Here is an 18,120-nt window from a genome sequence, read left to right on the forward strand (position 1 = left end):
CAATCCGGCTGGCTGCCCCAACAAATGATCTAAGCAGTATGCCGGGCGGACGAGTCCTGCCCGTGCAAATACAGTCCGGCTGACAGAGCCTGGCTGAAAGAAATGTTATCAGAGGATTCTGTATGACCCTGACATCTGAAGTGTCTGCAAACGATTACCCCATGCTTCCCCTGAGGGATGTTGTGGTTTTTCCCCACATGGTGGTGCCGCTGTTCGTCGGACGCGAGAAATCAATTCAGGCACTGGAAGCCGCCATGGAGGGCAGTAAGGAAATCCTGCTCGTGGCGCAGCGGGATGCAGGGACCGATGACCCCGAACCGGAAGATGTCTTTGACATGGGCACCCTTGCAACGGTGCTGCAGATGCTCAGGCTGCCGGACGGTACGGTAAAAGTGCTGGTCGAGGGTAACGCCCGGGTGAGGATCGAAAGCGTGGCAGAGGGCGAGTACCTTACGGCCCGGGCCATGCTGATAGACGAAGACGTCCTGCCGGAGCGGGAGGAAGAGGTTCTGGTCAAAACCCTGACTGAGGAATTCGAAAAATACGTCAAGATGTCCAGAAAGGTGCCGGCAGAAGTGTCCAACGCCATGACCGGCATACATGAGCTGGAACGTCTCGCGGACACAATGGCTGCTCATCTGGAGTTGCGGATTCCGGAGAAGCAGGAGCTTCTGGAAGCTCTCGACGTCAGGCGCCGGGTAGATCTTCTTCTGGGCAAGCTGGACAGCGAAATCGACCTGATTGAGGTGGAAAAACGCATCCGTGGTCGCGTGAAGAAGCAGATGGAACGGAGCCAGCGTGAGTATTACCTGAACGAACAGATGAAGGCCATCCAGAAAGAGATGGGCTCCATGGGCGAGGGCGGCAACGACTTCGAAGAACTGGAGAACCGGCTGGAAGAGGCCGGTCTGCCCGAGGAAGCCAAAAAGAAAACGGAGCTTGAGCTGAGCAAGCTCAAGATGATGTCTCCAATGTCGGCGGAAGCCACAGTTGTGAGGGGTTACATCGACTGGATGCTGGCCATTCCCTGGAAAAAACGCAGTCGGGTGCGTCATGACATCGAGAAAGCCAGGGCTATCCTGGATGAAGACCACTACGGCCTCGACGAGGTCAAGAAGCGCATCCTCGAGTACCTGGCGGTACAGAGCCGGGTCAAAAAGGTAAAGGGTCCCGTGCTGTGTCTGGTAGGGCCTCCTGGGGTGGGCAAGACATCCCTTGGTCAGTCCCTTGCCCGCGCCACCAACCGCAAGTATACCCGCATGGCGCTGGGTGGCGTGCGGGACGAGGCGGAAATCCGGGGCCACCGCAAGACCTACATCGGCGCTCTGCCGGGCAAGCTGTTGCAGAAGCTGTCCAGAGTGGGGGTGAAGAATCCGCTGTTTCTGTTTGATGAAATAGACAAGATGGGGATGGATCATCGGGGTGATCCGGCATCGGCCCTGCTTGAAGTGCTGGACCCGGAGCAGAACCACACATTCAATGATCATTACCTTGAGGTGGATTACGACCTTTCAGATGTAATGTTCGTCTGTACTTCAAACTCAATGGACATTCCGACGGCACTTCTGGACCGGATGGAAATCATTCGCATCCCCGGTTACACCGAGGATGAGAAGGTGAATATTGCTCTCAAGTATCTGCTGCCAAAGCAGATCAAGGCCAATGGGCTCCGGAAAAACGAACTGGAAGTGCCGGAGGCGACTCTTCGGGACCTTATCCGCTATTACACCCGGGAAGCCGGTGTACGGGGCCTTGAACGGGAAATTGCCAGGATCTGCCGGAAGGTGGTTCGCGAGCATGTCGAGACGGGGGAGAAGACAGCTCTGGTACTGAATCCCGAGCAGCTCGAGGATTACTCCGGCGTGCAGAAGTACAAATATGGTCTGGCCGCCGAGACCAACCAGGTAGGCCAGGTGACTGGTCTCGCCTGGACGCAGGTGGGCGGCGAATTGCTGACCATCGAGTGCGCACTGACACGTGGCAAGGGCAGAGTTGTCAAAACCGGCTCTCTCGGTGACGTCATGCAGGAGTCCATTCAGGCTGCCCTGACGGTGGTGCGGAGTCGTGCCATCGGCCTCGGAATCGCCGAGGATTTCCATGAAAAGCACGATCTCCATGTCCACGTGCCGGAAGGTGCGACCCCGAAAGATGGTCCAAGTGCTGGCGTAGGCATGTGCACGGCGCTGGTTTCTGCACTGACCGGGATTCCGGTTCGGGCAGACGTCGCAATGACCGGCGAGATTACGCTTCGGGGGCAGGTGCTGGCCATTGGCGGGCTCAAGGAAAAGCTGCTCGCGGCCCATCGTGGCGGAATCAAGACGGTGATTATCCCGGACGAAAATGTCCGTGATCTCAGGGAGATACCGGAGAATATCAAGGAATCGCTGGAGATCAGGCCGGCCAAGTGGATTGACGAAGTCCTTGATATCGCGCTCGAGTATGCGCCAGCTCCGCTGGTGGAAAGTACGGGTTCAAAGCCGACATCCAGTGGCTCCCGGGATGATGACGGCGAGGGTGCGGAGCGCATAAATACACATTAAAGACCCTGCGTCTTGTTGACATGCGAGAGAGCCCGTTGGTATAACTGTTTCGCCGTGAAGCAGCCAATACCAAGGGCTCCCGCGCAGTATGTGATCTTTTCGGAAAATCCGGGAACACCTACACAGAACAGAAAAACTGAAAATGGAATTGTCCGACCGCCTGTGCGATAGTCGGAACCGTCAGAGAAAAACAAACCAACCTATAACATCTTCAACCTGAAATCGAAGGGGTTTAGTGTGAACAAGTCCGAACTTATTGATGCAGTTGCCGAACAAGCCGACCTGTCCAAAGCCAGTGCCGGTCGTGCCCTGGATGCCATGATCAATTCTGTTACCGATGCCCTGAAGCAGGGCGACCAGGTTACTTTGATTGGTTTTGGTACTTTCTCAGTCAAGGAGCGTGCAGCCCGTACAGGCCGCAACCCCCAGACTGGTGCAGAGATCAAGATTCCGGCCTCCAAAGTGCCGGGATTCAAAGCAGGCAAGGCGCTGAAAGACGCCGTAAAGTAACGGTCTCTTTCGCCAGGCAGCAGTCAATCGATGCTGCCGGAGTAACCCCCGGGGTAGCCCATCGGATTATTCAAGGTTCGGGAAGGTGGATGCGGGTCAAGGTTGCTTTAAACGAAGTCGAGGCGCATTCCTGCAGGGTGCGCCTTTTTGCGTTAAGCGTGTCAGTTTCCTGCGCGCCGCTCAGAGGCCGCGGCGGGTACTGGCTTTCCCGAGTAAACAGAGAGAGGCCTGACGCTGGCAGGCTCGCCATTAGCCCTCTGGAATGGCGTGTTGGTCAGTGATCCGGGAGGAACATGCTTCAAGATATCCGTGAGAACGCCCAGGGCACGATTGCCAAAATCGTAGTAGGACTGTTGATTGTCGCTCTCTCCATGTTTGGTGTGGACGCCATTATCGGCGGCTTCTCCGGGGAGCCCGAAGTGGCTACCGTCAATGGGGAAGAAATCACTGAGCGCCAGTTCATGCGCCTGGTCCAGATGGAGCGTCAGCGCCGTCTGGCTGAAATGGACACCGCCGATCCTTCCCTGCTGAATGATGATGAAATTCGTCAGGGCGTTCTGGAGGCCATGGTGCAGGAGACCGTCCTGACCCAGGATGCTGCCCGTCAGGGCCTGGAACTGTCGGATGATGATATCGATCGCCTGATTACCCAGATGCCCCAGTTCCAGACTGAGGGGGTGTTTGATCGCGACCGCTTCATTGCCGTAATCAGGAACATGGGCATGGGGCCCCTTGAGTTCCGGGATGCGATGCGGAGACAGTATGTGGTCAATCAGATCCGGGCAGGTATCCTGGAAAGCGGGCTTGTAAGCCCGCAGGTGACCCGCCAACTGGTGCAGATCCAGTATCAGACCCGTGATTTCCGAACCTTCGCGCTTACCCCCGAGACAGTGGCAGGGCAGGTCAAGGTTACAGACCGGGACGTTGCGGATTATTACGAGGACAATGCCGATCAGTTCATGCAGCCGGAGCGGGTGGAGGCAGCCTGGATCCGGCTGTCGCTGGAAGAGCTTGCCGATAGCATTGAGCTCAGCGAGAGCGAATTACGGGACTACTACGAGACCCAGGCTGCCACTCTGGCATCGGAAGAACGGCGCGCAGCTCACATCCTGATTGAGGATGTGGAGGAGGCGGAAGAGCAGCTGGGCGAGATCCGCCAGAAACTGGAAGCCGGCGAAGACTTTGGCGAACTGGCCAAAGCCTGGTCCGATGATATCTCCACTGCCGCCGACGGCGGTGATCTGGGCTATGCAGGCCGGGGAGTTTTTGATACGGCCTTTGAAGACGCCATGTTTGCCCTGGAAGAGGGAGAGGTCTCGGAGCCGGTGGAAACGCCTTATGGTATTCATCTGATCAAGGTGCTGGATGTCCGTAGCACGGATGCTCCGTCTTTCGAAGAAATCAGGCCCCGTCTTGAGCGGGAGCTGGCTCAGGAAAAGGCAGCTGATCGCTATGCAGAGCTGCGTTCCAGGCTGTCCGATCTGGCCTATCAGGAGGACAACCTCACGGTTCCGGCGGAGGAGCTTGGGCTGGAGGTTGACGTTCGGCCAGGTGTGACGCGGGATGGTGGTGAGCCACCCTTTAATCATCCAGGCCTCGTGCGCCAGCTTTTCTCAGCGGATGTTCTGCAGGACGGCTATAACACTGAGGTTATCGACCTGGATGCAGGCACCGCGGTGGTTGCAAGAGCCAGGGAATACCAGCCTGCAGCCCAGCAGGCCCTCGCGGATGTCCGTGATCAAATCCGTGAACAGCTGATCGAAACCCGCACCCGGGAAGCACTTGCTGAGCTTGGTCGGGACCTCATAGCCCGGCTGCAGGATGGAGAGTCGCTTGCCGATCTGAAAGTTTCCGTTGAGAACTGGGAAAGCTATGAAGGCGTTACCCGTGCCAGCCAACAGGCCAGCCGCGAGGTTCTGGAGCGGGCGTTCGAGCTGCCCCGGCCCCAGGGGGAGGCAACCACCTATGGGCTCGCCGCTGCAGGTGAAAACCAGGTGGTGATCGCCCTCGATGGCGTCACCGACGGGGATCCGGAAGGCAGGGCGCAGGAGCTTGAGCAGTGGGAAGAGTTCGTTTCCGCCCAGATCGCCCAGCGCGAGTATCTTGCCTACCGGGAACTGCTGCGTCAGCAGGCAGAGGTGGAACGCCCCTGAATGGACATGCCGCTCCTGTTTTCCTGACGGTAGTTGTGATCTGACAGCCCCCGGAAGCGATCGCCGCTTCCGGGGGTTTCTCTTCTTCAGGCTGGTTCTCAGCCCTGGCTGACGACCTTCCGCATGCCATGCCGTCAGCCCTGGCTGACGACCTTCCGCATGCCATGCCGGCAACCCGGTCCGTTTGCGCCGCAACCCCTGTCAGTCCACCGGCAGACGTGTCGGCTTCAGGCTGTCTTTTATCTTTTTCAGATGCTGCTGGAAATCCTTGCCGCGTTTGAGGGTGACCCCTGTGGCCAGAATGTCGATCACCGTGAGGTGAATGATCCGGGAAGACATGGGCATGTAGACCTCCGTATCCTCCGCATCAGTGATTTCGAGAGCAATTGTGCACACCCGGGACAGTGGTGAATCAGGGGCGGTGATTCCGATCACTGTGGCGCCGGTGTCCCGGGCGATGCCGGCAATTTCGATCATTTCCCGGGTCCGGCCGGTGTAGGAGATGACCACGATGACATCCCCTGTGCTGCTGCCAGCGGCAACCATTCGCTGCATCAGGGGGTCGTCATAGCTCATCACCGGGATATTGAAGCGGAAGAACTTGTGCTGGGCGTCCATGGCCACAGGGGCGGATCCGCCCATGCCAAAAAAGTTGATCTGTCTGGCCTGGATCAGGTGGTCAATGGCGAGCCCCAAAGCTTTCGGGGACAGAGCCTGGCGAGCCTTCTCCAGGCTGGCGATGGTGTTAAGCACGATTTTGTCGGAAAATTCTCGAACCGAGTCTTCCAGACTTATGTTCTGACCCACGTAGGGGGTGCCCGTGGCTATACTCTGGGCGAGCCGGATTTTGAAATCCGGAAAGCCGGTGGCTGAAAAGCTGCGGCAGAAACGGTTTACCGTGGGTTCACTCACATTTGCTGCCCGGGCCAGTGCTGCAATGCTGTAGCGGGTTGCTGCGGTTGGATCCCGGAGAATGGCTTCTGCGACCTTGCGCTCGGATTTGTTCAGGCTGTCAAGGCGTTCCTGAATGACAGTAATAATGTTGTCGTCCTGATGGGCGTATTTTGCCGCCATTGGATCGAATCTCCTGTCGGATGAGGCGTTGGCAATGAGGGCATTATACCGGTCCCGCCAGACAAAAGCGGTAGTAAAAATGTCAGGGAACATGGGGGCGCATTGGAAAACCGGCAAAACCCTGTCATTATTTTCATGGAATTACTACGGTGCTAGTGTCCCGTCTGGTTAATGGACCAATTCCGGAGTGCGGATAAATGGCTGAAAAAACAGAATACCGCTGTGACCTGATCATGTTTGGGGCTCTGGGCGACCTGGCGCAACGCAAGCTTTTTCCGGCGCTTTACCAGCTTGAGCGTGCGAAGCTGCTGGCTGCCGAGACCCGGATACTGGCTTTGGCCCGGGACAGGCTGGATACCGCCGCGGTGCGCGCAAAGCTGGAGCAGAGTATCAGGCATCATGTTCCCAGGGAGGACATGGAAGAGGACATTCTGGAGCAGCTCCTGGGCCATGTTGATTACATGTGCTTTGATTTCAGTGACACTGACAGCTACGAGCACCTGAATCGCTGGCGTGAAAAAGGCGGAGGTGCCCTGATTGTCTATATGGCCACACCTCCATCCATTTACGGCATGATCGCCCGGAACCTCCGGCACAGGGGCTGCTGCGATGGGAGCACACGGGTGGTGGTGGAGAAGCCGATCGGACACGACCTGGCGTCTTCGAAGGTCATCAATGATCAGCTTGCCGACGTGTTTAATGAAAGCCAGCTGTTCCGCATTGATCACTATCTGGGCAAGGAAACCGTGCAGAACCTGATTGCGCTGCGGTTCGCCAACAACCTGTTTGCCACCCAGTGGAACCAGAATCACATATCCCATGTGGAAATCACGGTGGCGGAAAGCGTCGGCATTGAAGGGCGATGGGGTTACTTCGACAAGGCCGGCCAGATGCGGGACATGATCCAGAACCACCTGCTGCAACTTCTCTGTCTGATCGCCATGGATCCACCCTCTGACCTTTCCGCAGACAGTATCCGGGATGAAAAAGTAAAGGTCCTCAAGGTGCTTCGGCCGATCACCCCGGATCTGATGGAGACGCACCTGGTTCGTGGCCAGTACACCGCAGGGACGAGCGAAGGGCGACCTGTGCCTGGCTATCAGGAGGAGGAAGGAGTGAGCCCGGGGAGTACCACTGAGACCTTCGTGGCTCTCAAGGCAGAGATTCAGAACTGGCGCTGGTCGGGAGTGCCGTTCTATATTCGTACGGGGAAACGCCTGCCTGAAAAGCTGTCGCAGATCATTATTCATTTCAAGCCTGCACCCCATTACATCTTCGATCCAGACCAGAAGCATCTGGCGAACAACAAACTCATCATCCGGCTGCAGCCGGACGAGGGCATGGAACTGCAGATTCTGACCAAGGACCAGGGTCTGGACAAGGGCATGCGTCTGCGCCAGGGCCCACTGGAGCTGGCCTTTTCGGAAGCCTTCAGCACCAGCCGGATTCCCGATGCCTATGAGCGCCTGCTGTGGGAGGTGATGAAGGGCAACCAGTATCTGTTTGTCCGGCGCGACGAGGTGGAACATGCCTGGCGCTGGGTCGACCAGATCATGACCCACTGGGAGGACCAGACCGAACGGCCGAAACGTTACGCTGCTGGCACCTGGGGGCCGGTGGCGTCGATTGCGATGATTACCCGGGACGGCAGGAGCTGGTATGAAAATGCATGAGCTGAGTTGGCCCCCTGGCGTGCAAACGGTGATCGAATCTGATGCCGATGTGCTTGCACGCCGTCTTGCCCAGCATGTTGCCAGCCTTCTCGGACGGAGGCTGGAAAGCGATTCCCGAGCCAGCCTCGTAGTGTCGGGAGGTTCCACGCCAGAAAGATTCTTTAAATCGCTACGCACCCAGCCGATTGAGTGGAGCAGGGTGGATGTGACTCTTGCCGACGAGCGCTGGGTGGGGGAGGACAGCCCTGACAGCAACGGCCATCTTGTCAGGGAAAACCTGCTTCGGGAGGCAGCCGCCGCGGCGCGTTTCTATCCTCTGAAACACGCCGGGAATTCCGTGCAGGAGGGCCAGGCCGCCTGCGAGTCGTCCCTTGCAGATTTCAAGTGGCCCATTGATGTCCTGGTTCTTGGTATGGGCAATGACGGCCATACGGCATCGCTTTTTCCTGATGCTCCCGAACTGGCCGAGGCGCTGGATCCGGAAAACCCCTGCAAGACGGCAGTGCTGAGGCCTCCTTCCCAGCATCTGGAACGACTTTCACTCACCCGAAGGGTCCTGGCAGGTGCCAGAACCAGAATTCTGCATCTCCGCGGCGAAGACAAGCTCAGCACCCTTGAGAAAGCTTTCAGGGACCCGCAACGGATTACAGACATGCCGGTGCGGGCCTTTCTCTGCCCCGGCCTCCAGGTTTTCTGGAGCCCCTGAACTTCGCCGCGCCGGAGGGGGCAATTTCTGCTTATACAAGAGGCAAAAACCATGTCCAGGCTTTCCACACAGCACCGCCATCAGATCCAGTCTGTGCTGGGGGCATGCCCCCTGGTTCCGGTCATCAGCATTCAGGATCCGGACCATGTCGTGCCCCTCGGCCGGGCGCTGGTCGAGGGCGGCATCCGCATTCTCGAAGTGACTCTCAGGACGGAGCATGGCCTGGGAGCCATACATCAGCTACGCCGGGCCTTTCCGGAGGTCTGGGTGGGTGCAGGGACCGTGGTGGGCGCCAACCAGTACCGACAGGCTGAAGCTGTGGGCGCCCAGTTCATCATCACCCCCGGGGTTACTGCAGAGTTGCTGGAGTTCGGTCTTACCGCCCATGCGCCACTACTGCCCGGTGTCTCGACTACTTCGGAAATGATGATGGGTTATGCCATGGGCTATCGGGAGTTCAAGTTCTTTCCGGCCGAGGTGGCCGGTGGAATCGCGGCCCTGAAAGCGTTTTCCGGTCCGTTTCCGGACGTGTCATTCTGTCCCACGGGGGGTATCCGGCAGGAAACCGCAGGGGATTATCTGGCCCTACCCAATGTCAAGGCAGTGGGCGGGACCTGGCTGACGCCACAGGATCGCATTGAAGCCGGAGACTGGGCAGGGATTACCGAGTTGGCCGCTGCCAGTCTGAAAGGCCTCGGACAGTTCTGAGCCGGACCCATGACAGGGAAAGCCCGGACTCACCGGGCTTTCCCTGTCATGGGCACGATTAATGGATCTCGGTGCCCACGCGGACGATTTTCATCGTATTGGTGCCTCCCTGGGCGTTGACGTAGTCCCCCTTGGTCATAACCACCAGGGAACCTTCCCTGACCACCCCCCGGCTGACCAGTTCGTCCACGGCCCTGGCGTTTATCTGATCATTGGGCAGGGACTCTGTATCAAAGGGTATGGTCTGAACGCCCCGATACATGGCGACCCGGTGCTGAGTGCTGTGATGGCGGGAAAAGGTGAAAATCGGCAGGCTGGATTTGATGCGTGACATCATCAGCGGTGTGGCGCCGGTCTCACTCATGCAGATAATGGCCTCCACGTCTTCCAGATGGTTGGCCGCGTACATGGCCGACAGGGCAATGGCCTCATCCACCCGTTCCATGCTCTCATGGATACGGTGTTTTGAGGTGTGGGTAGAGGGGTGCTTTTCGGCTCCGATACAGATGCGGACCATGGCTTCCACGGCTTCCTTCGGGTAATCCCCGACAGCGGTTTCTGCCGACAGCATCACGGCATCGGTATAGTCAAAGACCGCATTGGCAACGTCAGACACCTCCGCCCGGGTGGGCATCGGATTCTCAATCATTGATTCCATCATCTGGGTTGCCGTGATAACCACCCGGTTTAACGCTCTGGCGCGGTTGATGATATGTTTCTGCACGCCTACGAGTGCTGCGTCACCTATTTCCACTGCCAGGTCGCCCCGGGCAACCATGACGGCATCGGAAGCCTCGATTACCCGGTCAAGAGCCTCGTTGTCGTGGGCCAGTTCGGCCCGCTCGATCTTGGCGACCAGGCCAGCAGAAGAGCCGGCTTCCTTCAGCAGGGCCCGGGCAACATGCATGTCCTCGGCGGTGCGGACGAAGGATACTGCCACATAGTCGGCTCCGAGCTTTGCCGCTGTCTTGATGTCCTCCCTGTCTTTCTCTGTCAGGGCTTCTGCCGAAAGGCCGCCGCCCCGCTTGTTCAGTCCCTTGTTGTTCGAGAGAGGGCCGCCGGTAGTCACCCGGGAGGTGATGCTATGGTCGTTGACCTTTTCGACGGTCATTTCGATGCGACCGTCATCCAGAACCAGAGTGTCTCCGGGTTCGACATCCTGGATGAGCTGTTCGTAGTCGATGCCCACCCCCTCTTCGTTGCCGTCTTCCTTGTCCATGGCTGCATCCAGCACGAAGGTCTGGCCAGGCTTGAGCATCACCTTGTTGTCCCTGAACCGGGCGATTCGCAGCTTGGGACCCTGGAGATCGGCCATGATTGCAACAAACCGCCCCTGGGATGATGCCGCTTCCCGGACATTGCGGGCCCGCAGGATGTGATCTTCGGCGCTGCCATGGGAAAAATTCAGCCGGGTCACATCAACGCCGGCGGCAATAATGGCAGCCAGGGATTCCATGGAATCCGTGGCAGGGCCTAGCGTGGCGACTATCTTGGTGCGCCTGAGCATTGTCAGTTCCTTTCTGTCGGTTAGTTGAGGCAGAGAGAGCCTGCGCGCAGATGCGGCAGTCTCCGGGTCCGGTTGTAAAACAGGCTTAGCTGGCGGTTTTCATCAGTGCCAGTGTATTGTCCAGCATCCGGTTGGAAAAGCCCCACTCATTATCGTACCAGGCCATGATTTTTGCCTGTCTGCCCAGAACCCGTGTCTGATTTGCGTCAAAAATGCTCGACAGGGCGTTGTGATTGAAATCCACACTCACGAGTTTTTCACTGTTATAGCCAAGCACGGGACTGTTCCCGGCGGCAGCTCTGACTACCTCGTTGATCTCCTCAGCGGTGGTTTCCCGATCAGAAACGAAGGTGAAATCAACCAGCGACACATTGATGGTCGGCACCCGCACCGCCATGCCGTCGAGTTTGCCATCAAGCGCCGGTAAAACCTTTCCGATGGCGGCTGCGGCGCCTGTTCTGGTCGGAATCATGGACTGTGTTGCGGAACGCGCCCGGTAAAGATCGCTGTGGTAGACGTCGCTCAGGGTCTGGTCATTGGTGTAGGAGTGGATGGTGGTCATCAGCCCGCTCTCAATGCCGATTTTGTCCTGAAGCGCCTGCACGACTGGCGCCAGGCAGTTGGTGGTGCAGGAGGCGCTGGAAATGATGTCATGCTTCGGCGTCAGGGTTTCGTGATTGACTCCATACACGATCATGGCGTCAGCATCAGCCGAGGGTGCGGATATGATGACCTTGCGGGCGCCGGCTTCCAGGTGGGCTGCAGCCTTGTCCCTGGAGGTAAAGAGACCGGTGCACTCCATGACCACATCAACGGCGTAGTGTTTCCACGGCAGATCCCCGGGATTACGGATAGCTGTGATGGCAATCTGGTCGCCATTGACCGAAAGGGACTCGGAGTCGTGGCTGACGTCTCCGGTAAAGCGGCCATGCACGCTGTCGTATTTGAGCAGATGGGCGCTGGTTTCAGCGTCGCCCAGGTCATTGATCGCCACAACCTGAATCCGGTCCCGGTAGTTATTTTCGTAAAGGGCGCGCAGGATGTTTCGACCGATGCGCCCGAAGCCGTTGATTGCAATGCGAATAGTCATGATGGGGCTCCGATGCCGTAAATATCTGATTTTTTATGTAGTAAATATAACAACAAAAAAGAAAAATTTGAATGTCGTCATAGGAAAAAGACCTGAAAAGAACGTAAACTTACATTATTCATGCCGTAAAACCGAATTGCATCAGGAGGCCATCATGCACCCCACGGTTGACAGGGTTACCCGACGGATTATTGCGCGCAGCGAGGACAGCCGGCAGGATTATCTGGGCGGGATGGAGGAGCTGAGGTCCCGGTCTCCCCAGCGCGAGGTGCTTTCCTGTGGCAATCTGGCCCATGGTTTTGCCGGTTGCAGTAGCACTGACAAGGACACTCTCAAGCTGATGAACAAAGCCAATCTGGCTATTGTGTCGGCCTACAACGATATGCTGTCAGCCCACCAGCCCTATGAGCGCTTTCCGGACCTGATACGGGAAGCGGCTCACGGCATGGGGTCGGTGGCCCAGTTTGCCGGCGGTACGCCAGCCATGTGCGATGGTGTTACCCAGGGACAGCCAGGGATGGAGCTGAGTCTGTTTTCCAGGGATGTCATTGCCATGAGCACAGCAGTGGCTCTGAGTCATAACATGTTTGATGCGGTTACCCTGCTTGGCATCTGCGACAAGATTGTGCCCGGACTTCTGATCGGAGCCCTGAGTTTCGGTTATCTGCCAACAGTGCTGATTCCCGGCGGCCCCATGCCTTCCGGGCTGCCCAACAAGGAAAAACAGCGGATCCGCCAGCTGTACGCGGAAGGCAAGGTCGGAAGGGATGAGCTTCTGGAAGCCGAGAGCCAGTCCTACCACAGCCCCGGCACCTGCACCTTTTATGGCACCGCCAACAGCAACCAGATGCTGGTGGAGGTCATGGGGCTGCATCTGCCGGGTGCCGCCTTTGCCAATCCCAATACGCCATTGCGGGATGAGCTGACCCGGGCAGCCACCGAGCAGGTGATCAGGCTGTCCCGCCCCAATGGCGGGACGCTGGGCCTCGCGGACATGGTGGATGAGAAAAGCATAGTCAATGCTCTTGTGGCCCTCCTTGTGACCGGGGGATCCACGAACCACACCATCCACTGGATTGCCATCGCGCGGGCTGCCGGCATTCTCATTGACTGGAATGACTACGCCGAGCTGTCATCGGTTGTGCCCTCCATGACCCGTATCTATCCCAACGGCCAGGCTGATATAAATGCGTTTCACGATGCCGGGGGAACACCCTTCCTGATCCGGGAACTCCTCGAGGCCGGCTATCTGCATAATGATGTAGAGACAGTCGTCGGACATGGCCTGGAGCAGTATGCCCGCATGCCTGAACTGGAGGGTGACAGGCTGGTGTGGAAGCCGGCAGTGGAAAAAAGTGCTGATCTTTCCGTGCTGAGCAGCGCTCGCGAGCCATTTGCCCCGGAGGGTGGGCTCAGGGTGCTGGAGGGCAACCTGGGCAGGGGCGTGATCAAGGTCTCCGCAGTGGCCCGGGAGCACCACCGGGTGGAGGCTCCGGCAATGGTATTCAATGATCAGAATGAGCTGGCTGCAGCCTTCGAGGCCGGTGATCTGAACCGGGACTGCGTGGTTGTAGTCCGGTTCCAGGGGCCAAGGGCCAATGGCATGCCTGAGCTCCACAAGCTCACCCCGTATCTGGGCGTGGTTCAGGACCGGGGCTTTCATGTGGCTCTGGTGACGGATGGCCGCATGTCCGGTGCTTCCGGCAAAGTGCCCGCGGCCATTCATGTCTACCCGGAGGCCCTTGATGGCGGCCTGCTGGCCCGCATCCGGAACGGTGACATGATCTGTGTGGATGCTGGCGAGGGCAGGCTAAGCGTCGATCTCCCGGAAGAGGAGGCAGTGGACCGGGCGGCGGCAACGGTTGATTCCAGGGCTTCCCGGACAGGATTGGGGCGGGAGCTTTTTGGCTGGATGCGACACTCTGCGAGCAGCCCGGAAGAGGGCGCCAGCGTCTTCTGGAATCACAACGCATGAGCGATTTCTGAACCGCCGAAGTGCGGTCTCATGTAGTCTGCTGGAAATACTCCATGATGTCCGGGCCTTCGCCGGCCTCACTGGCATGGTCGTGCTGCCGCAATTGCAGGCCGAGTTCAAGATAACGGTTGAGATCCACGCCAAAGCTTCCATTTGGCCACTCCCTGAGCACGGTGATTGCCGTGCCGTCATCAACATGAAGCGCCATGAGGTCCAGGATCTTTTCCCGGCACACCTCCTTTTCCGCATTCCGGACTACAAGTACTCTGGGTCTGAGTCGGTTTGCGGGGCAGGACTCCAGAATAAGCCCGATCTCGCCGCTGGACAGTTCAATCAGGGATCCAGGAGGGTAGATTCCGGTAAAGCGGATAAATTCCAGAGACAGTTCGTCATCGAACTGGACGCCCCGGCATTTGTATATGATGTCCAGAGCCTGCCTGGATGATTTTGCGCTGTCGTAGACACGGTTCCCGGTAATGGCGTCGTAGGCATCAACGATGCCGACAATTTTGGCGAACCAGGGGATCTGGTGCTGCTCAAGCCCCCTCGGATATCCTTTCCCGTCCATACGCTCATGGTGGCTGTGGGCAACGTCTATCGCCACCATCTCAATGCCCTTCACGGACATGAGGATCTGGCGCCCGAACACCGGGTGCATCTTCATGTGTTCAAATTCTGCCGGAGTGAAAGCGCCGGGTTTGTTCAGCACTGAGTCGTCCACTTTTATCTTGCCGATGTCGTGCAGGAGTCCGCAAAGGGCAAGGCTTTCCAGTTCGCTCTGCTCAAGCCCCAGGTGTTTACCGAAGGCGGCCGAAAGGACGCAGACGTTCATGGAGTGCTCTGCGGTGTATTCATCCTTGTGACGTATCTGGGTCAGCCAGAGAAGGGCAGAGTGGTTGCGCAGGATGCTTGCCACGACACCCTTCACCACCGGCCTCACCTCATTCAGATCAATGACCCGCCCAAGACGGACGGTCTGGAGAATGTTCTTTGCGAGGTTCCGGCACTGGTGGAAGGTTTCCATGGCGTGACCAAGTTCATCGCCGAAGGCAATCTTGTTGATGTAGGTCACCTGGGGGACCACCTCCGGGGTGGCCTTTTTCATGCCCAGCTTTCTGGCAAGCCTTTCCCGGTATGACACACGACCTTCGATGAAGACGGTCTGGCACTGCTCGCGGATGGCATCAATATCGTCCAGACTCCGGACAATAAAGCCCTGGAGAGGAAAATCCGTTTCTGTCCAGGGGCGGTCCAGCCTGGTTACATGCATGCCAAGCTGCACGTCGGCGGCGGGAATTTCCTTTTCGACTATGTCTACCGACTGCATATTTCAACCCTTACCGGCAACTCAGTCAGAGGCAATGCCCGGCCATTTGCAGAGTGACCGCCCGGAAACATTCCGGCGCACTCAGTGAATGTTTTCGTGATTTGAATATAGCCACGTTGACCAAAGTATATGGCGGCCGGATCATCAGACGTATCAGAGATTTGTTAAATTATGCTGTCGGAGCAGTTACCCGCTTTAGAGCCGGTGGATAAAGTCCTCCGGTCTGAAACGGTACTGACGGTGATAAACCCCATTCTCTGCCCGTTTCCCCGCCGCCAGCACCATGACCACCAGGCCGTCCTCCGGAACGCCAAGCAGGCGCTGCACCCGGCATTCATCAAAGCCTTCCATGGGGCATGAATCGTAGCCGTGCGCCCGCAGTGCCAGCATGAGATTCTGTGCCGCCAGGGCGGTCGACTTGGTTGCCCAGATTTTCATTTCGGCTGGTGACCATGGGCCGCGGGGAACCGGGCGGGACAGGCCGGCCACGAAACCGGCGGCTTTTTTGGCAAGGCCGAAAAGTCCCAAAGGCCCCTGGCTGTAATGAAAAGGTGCAAGCTTTGAATAATATTTTTCAACAATCGGCGGTCGTCTCTCTTCCGGCCATTCATCCAGGTTGCGCTGACTGTTCTCACGCCAGGTCCGTGTCCTGGCCACAATCCCGATCAACACCGGGGCCGTCTTTGCAGCATTTTGTCCCAGACAGGCCGTGGCGAGTTTCTTTCTGAGTTCTGGCGTGCGCACGACATAGAACTCCCAGGGCTGGAGGTTGCTGGAATTGGGCGCCAGCATGGCCAGCTCCAGACATTCATCAAGGATACTGTCAGGCACTGGCTCGTCCGTGAAGCGGCGTATCGACCGCCTGCTTCGGACCACCTTGCGGAATTCCCCGACATCGATCTCCGGCAATGGATCGCTGGCAGCACGCGGGGAATGTGCTTTCCCGGCAACATTTTTCTGGGAAATGACAGTCATGATTCCGACTCCGGATCAGGGTTTGGGGGCTTGCCGGTTCGTTCTCCTGAACCGGAAAAAAAGGGAGCCAGGACCGGCGCCAGGCCTTTGGCATCATCAATGAACAACTGACGATGGGGAAAGGGTATCTGGATGCCGGCATCGTCCAGTGCTTCCTTGATGGACTCATAGAGTTCGGCAGAAATACGCACCCGGACATCGATGTCCTGCTGGCTGATCCAGGCCAGGGCCTCGAGATTGATGGAGGAATCGCCCAGTCCGATCATGCGTACCCTGGGGGCCAGGGCGGGGGAAGTGAGCACATTGGGGTGATTTTCCAAAACGGGCAGAATCACTTCCCGGGCGGCGCTGGAGGATTCCTTGTAGGCAATGCCTACTGGCAGCCTCAGCCTGATTTCCCCCTGGGCACTGAAATTGATGATATCGGATGATGCCACGCTGTCGTTGGGAATCATGGTGAAAATGTTGTCGCGGGTTCGCAGCCAGGTGGTACGAAGGGCTATCCTGATGACCTTGCCCTCCTGGTCGTTGATCCTGACCCAGTCCCCGATATGGAAAGGGCGTTCAATCAGCAGGGTCACTCCCGCGATAAAGTTGGAAAGGGTGGACTGAGCTGCAAAGCCTACTGCAATACCCACAATGCCAAGACCGGCCACAATTGAAATCACGTCGAAACCATACTGGCTGACAACTGTGACGCTTGCCAGTACCACAAGCACCACCGACAGGGTGTTTCGCAGGAGCTGTCCGATCGAGGGGTCGAGCCGGTAACGAATTCGCATTTCCCGAAGGATTCGGGCCGTGACAATCCACAGGACGTAAAAGCCAAGAGCGATGAAACCCGCTCGGGCAGTTGCCTGAACGACATCAAGCGGGACCTTGTATTGCGCCAGAAGTGCCAGCACAGTAAATAGCAGGAACAGATACCTGACGCCGGCCTGGACCTGGCGCACACTGATTTCAAGCCTGGTTATCTGGCGGCCGAGATGGCCGAGAGCTTCGTAGATACAGAAATAGATCAGGGCAAAAAATGCGACGAGAATAAGACTTACTGCGAGTTGGCCAAGCCCATGGAGCGCTACTTCGGACCATTCGAGCTGGGATACTCCAAGAGCATCAAGCGAATCTGTCAGGTTCCGTAAAATCTGCTGCCAGAGCTGTTCGATAAAACTGAGGGTCATCGCTATTCCTTTACACCCCGGTGACGCCGTGGGTCTGGTTGTGGCGGTAAATAAACGATCAAACCGTGGAAACACCATGAATACCATAACAGAGCCTTTCCCGGAACTGCTTGCCCGTGTCAGACGCTGCACCATCTGCCAGCAGCACCTGCCTGAAGGCCCGCGGCCAGTGGTTCAGGCAAGTGTGAGCGCCAGGATCCTCGTCGTGGGCCAGGCACCTGGACGGAAGGTCCACCAGACCGGGCTGCCTTTTAACGATCCCAGTGGTGACAGGCTTCGGCAGTGGATGGGCATTGACAGGGAAGTGTTCTACGACGAGCAGCGGCTGGCGATTCTGCCTATGGGATTCTGTTATCCCGGTACCGGCAGCAGTGGTGATCTGCCACCCAGGCCGGAATGTGCCCCCGCCTGGAGAGATCTTCTGATGGAGCGCCTGACGGAAGTTCGCCTGACGCTGGCCATTGGTGCCTGGGCCCAGGCCTGGCACCTGGGGACGCCCAGGGGCTCCGTCACCGAATCGGTCAGGCGTTGGCGGGAGTACTGGCCCGCTATTGTTCCACTACCTCACCCCAGTCCCCGTAATAACCGGTGGCTGGCCCAGAACCCCTGGTTTGAGGAGGAGGTGCTGCCTGCCCTGCAGGAGCGCGTAGCTCAACTTCTCTGAGACGCGGACCTGAGTTGAATCGAGCCTGAGGCGGGTA

The 18,120-nt window shown here is 57.8% G+C and carries 14 protein-coding genes; 8 read left to right on the forward strand and 6 right to left on the reverse strand.

All coding sequences use genetic code 11. The annotated features are described in order from the left end of the window. The first annotated feature begins 122 nt into the window (after positions 1–122). The 3 genes from lon (at position 123) to LG327_RS11550 (ending at position 5,203) form a co-directional block, all read left to right on the forward strand. Positions 123–2,540, forward strand: coding sequence for an endopeptidase La (gene lon / locus LG327_RS11540; RefSeq protein WP_404361951.1), 2,418 nt, complete (start codon positions 123–125; stop codon positions 2,538–2,540). 237 nt (positions 2,541–2,777) lie between these two features. After that, a complete protein-coding gene (locus LG327_RS11545; protein WP_404361952.1) occupies positions 2,778–3,050 on the forward strand; it encodes an HU family DNA-binding protein in 273 nt (90 codons plus the stop codon). A 293-nt stretch (positions 3,051–3,343) separates the two neighbouring features. Beyond that, positions 3,344–5,203, forward strand: a complete 1,860-nt coding sequence (locus LG327_RS11550) for a SurA N-terminal domain-containing protein (protein ID WP_404361953.1) — start codon at positions 3,344–3,346, stop codon at positions 5,201–5,203. 201 nt (positions 5,204–5,404) lie between these two features. Here the strand turns inward: LG327_RS11550 and hexR are convergent, their stop codons facing one another. Next, positions 5,405–6,277, reverse strand: a complete 873-nt coding sequence (hexR, locus tag LG327_RS11555) for a transcriptional regulator HexR (RefSeq protein WP_404361954.1) — start codon at positions 6,275–6,277, stop codon at positions 5,405–5,407. A 197-nt stretch (positions 6,278–6,474) separates the two neighbouring features. On the opposite strand from hexR, the gene zwf reads away from it, so the two are divergent. The 3 genes from zwf to LG327_RS11570 are packed head-to-tail and all read left to right on the forward strand — an operon-like array spanning position 6,475 to position 9,364. Continuing rightward, positions 6,475–7,950, forward strand: coding sequence for a glucose-6-phosphate dehydrogenase (gene zwf / locus LG327_RS11560; protein ID WP_404361955.1), 1,476 nt, complete (start codon positions 6,475–6,477; stop codon positions 7,948–7,950). Further along, positions 7,937–8,656 carry a 6-phosphogluconolactonase gene (gene pgl / locus LG327_RS11565; protein ID WP_404361956.1) on the forward strand — a complete coding sequence of 240 codons (720 nt, stop codon included), beginning with the start codon at positions 7,937–7,939 and terminating at the stop codon, positions 8,654–8,656. The genes zwf and pgl overlap by 14 nt, the downstream gene beginning before the upstream one ends. Before the next feature lie 51 nt (positions 8,657–8,707). Beyond that, entirely contained in the window at positions 8,708–9,364 is a 657-nt protein-coding gene (locus LG327_RS11570) for a bifunctional 4-hydroxy-2-oxoglutarate aldolase/2-dehydro-3-deoxy-phosphogluconate aldolase (protein ID WP_404361957.1), read from the forward strand. A 58-nt stretch (positions 9,365–9,422) separates the two neighbouring features. Here LG327_RS11570 and pyk read toward each other — a convergent pair whose 3' ends face one another. After that, entirely contained in the window at positions 9,423–10,871 is a 1,449-nt protein-coding gene (gene pyk, locus LG327_RS11575; RefSeq protein ID WP_404361958.1) for a pyruvate kinase, read from the reverse strand. Between the two features lie 85 nt (positions 10,872–10,956). Then, positions 10,957–11,961, reverse strand: coding sequence for a type I glyceraldehyde-3-phosphate dehydrogenase (gene gap / locus LG327_RS11580; RefSeq protein WP_404361959.1), 1,005 nt, complete (start codon positions 11,959–11,961; stop codon positions 10,957–10,959). 154 nt (positions 11,962–12,115) lie between these two features. On the opposite strand from gap, the gene edd reads away from it, so the two are divergent. Next, the gene (gene edd, locus LG327_RS11585) at positions 12,116–13,936 is read left to right on the forward strand and encodes a phosphogluconate dehydratase (RefSeq protein ID WP_404361960.1); all 1,821 of its coding nucleotides are present in this window, start codon (positions 12,116–12,118) and stop codon (positions 13,934–13,936) included. A 28-nt stretch (positions 13,937–13,964) separates the two neighbouring features. Here edd and LG327_RS11590 read toward each other — a convergent pair whose 3' ends face one another. The 3 genes from LG327_RS11590 to LG327_RS11600 form a co-directional block, all read right to left on the reverse strand. Next, positions 13,965–15,263 (reverse strand): HD-GYP domain-containing protein, encoded by a 1,299-nt coding sequence (locus tag LG327_RS11590; protein WP_404361961.1) that lies wholly within the window; start codon positions 15,261–15,263, stop codon positions 13,965–13,967. Positions 15,264–15,458: 195 nt separating this feature from the next. Continuing rightward, complete coding sequence (locus LG327_RS11595; RefSeq protein WP_404361962.1) at positions 15,459–16,238, reverse strand: nitroreductase family protein; 780 nt, start codon at positions 16,236–16,238, stop codon at positions 15,459–15,461. Next, positions 16,235–17,419, reverse strand: coding sequence for a mechanosensitive ion channel family protein (locus LG327_RS11600; RefSeq protein ID WP_404361963.1), 1,185 nt, complete (start codon positions 17,417–17,419; stop codon positions 16,235–16,237). The genes LG327_RS11595 and LG327_RS11600 overlap by 4 nt, the downstream gene beginning before the upstream one ends. 76 nt (positions 17,420–17,495) lie before the next feature. Between LG327_RS11600 and LG327_RS11605 the strand changes: the two genes are divergently transcribed. After that, positions 17,496–18,083, forward strand: coding sequence for a uracil-DNA glycosylase family protein (locus LG327_RS11605; protein WP_404361964.1), 588 nt, complete (start codon positions 17,496–17,498; stop codon positions 18,081–18,083). The last annotated feature ends 37 nt before the right edge of the window (positions 18,084–18,120 follow it).

Origin of the sequence: Marinobacter sp., assembly GCF_044799475.1 — a bacterium.
Classification (GTDB): domain Bacteria; phylum Pseudomonadota; class Gammaproteobacteria; order Pseudomonadales; family Oleiphilaceae; genus Marinobacter.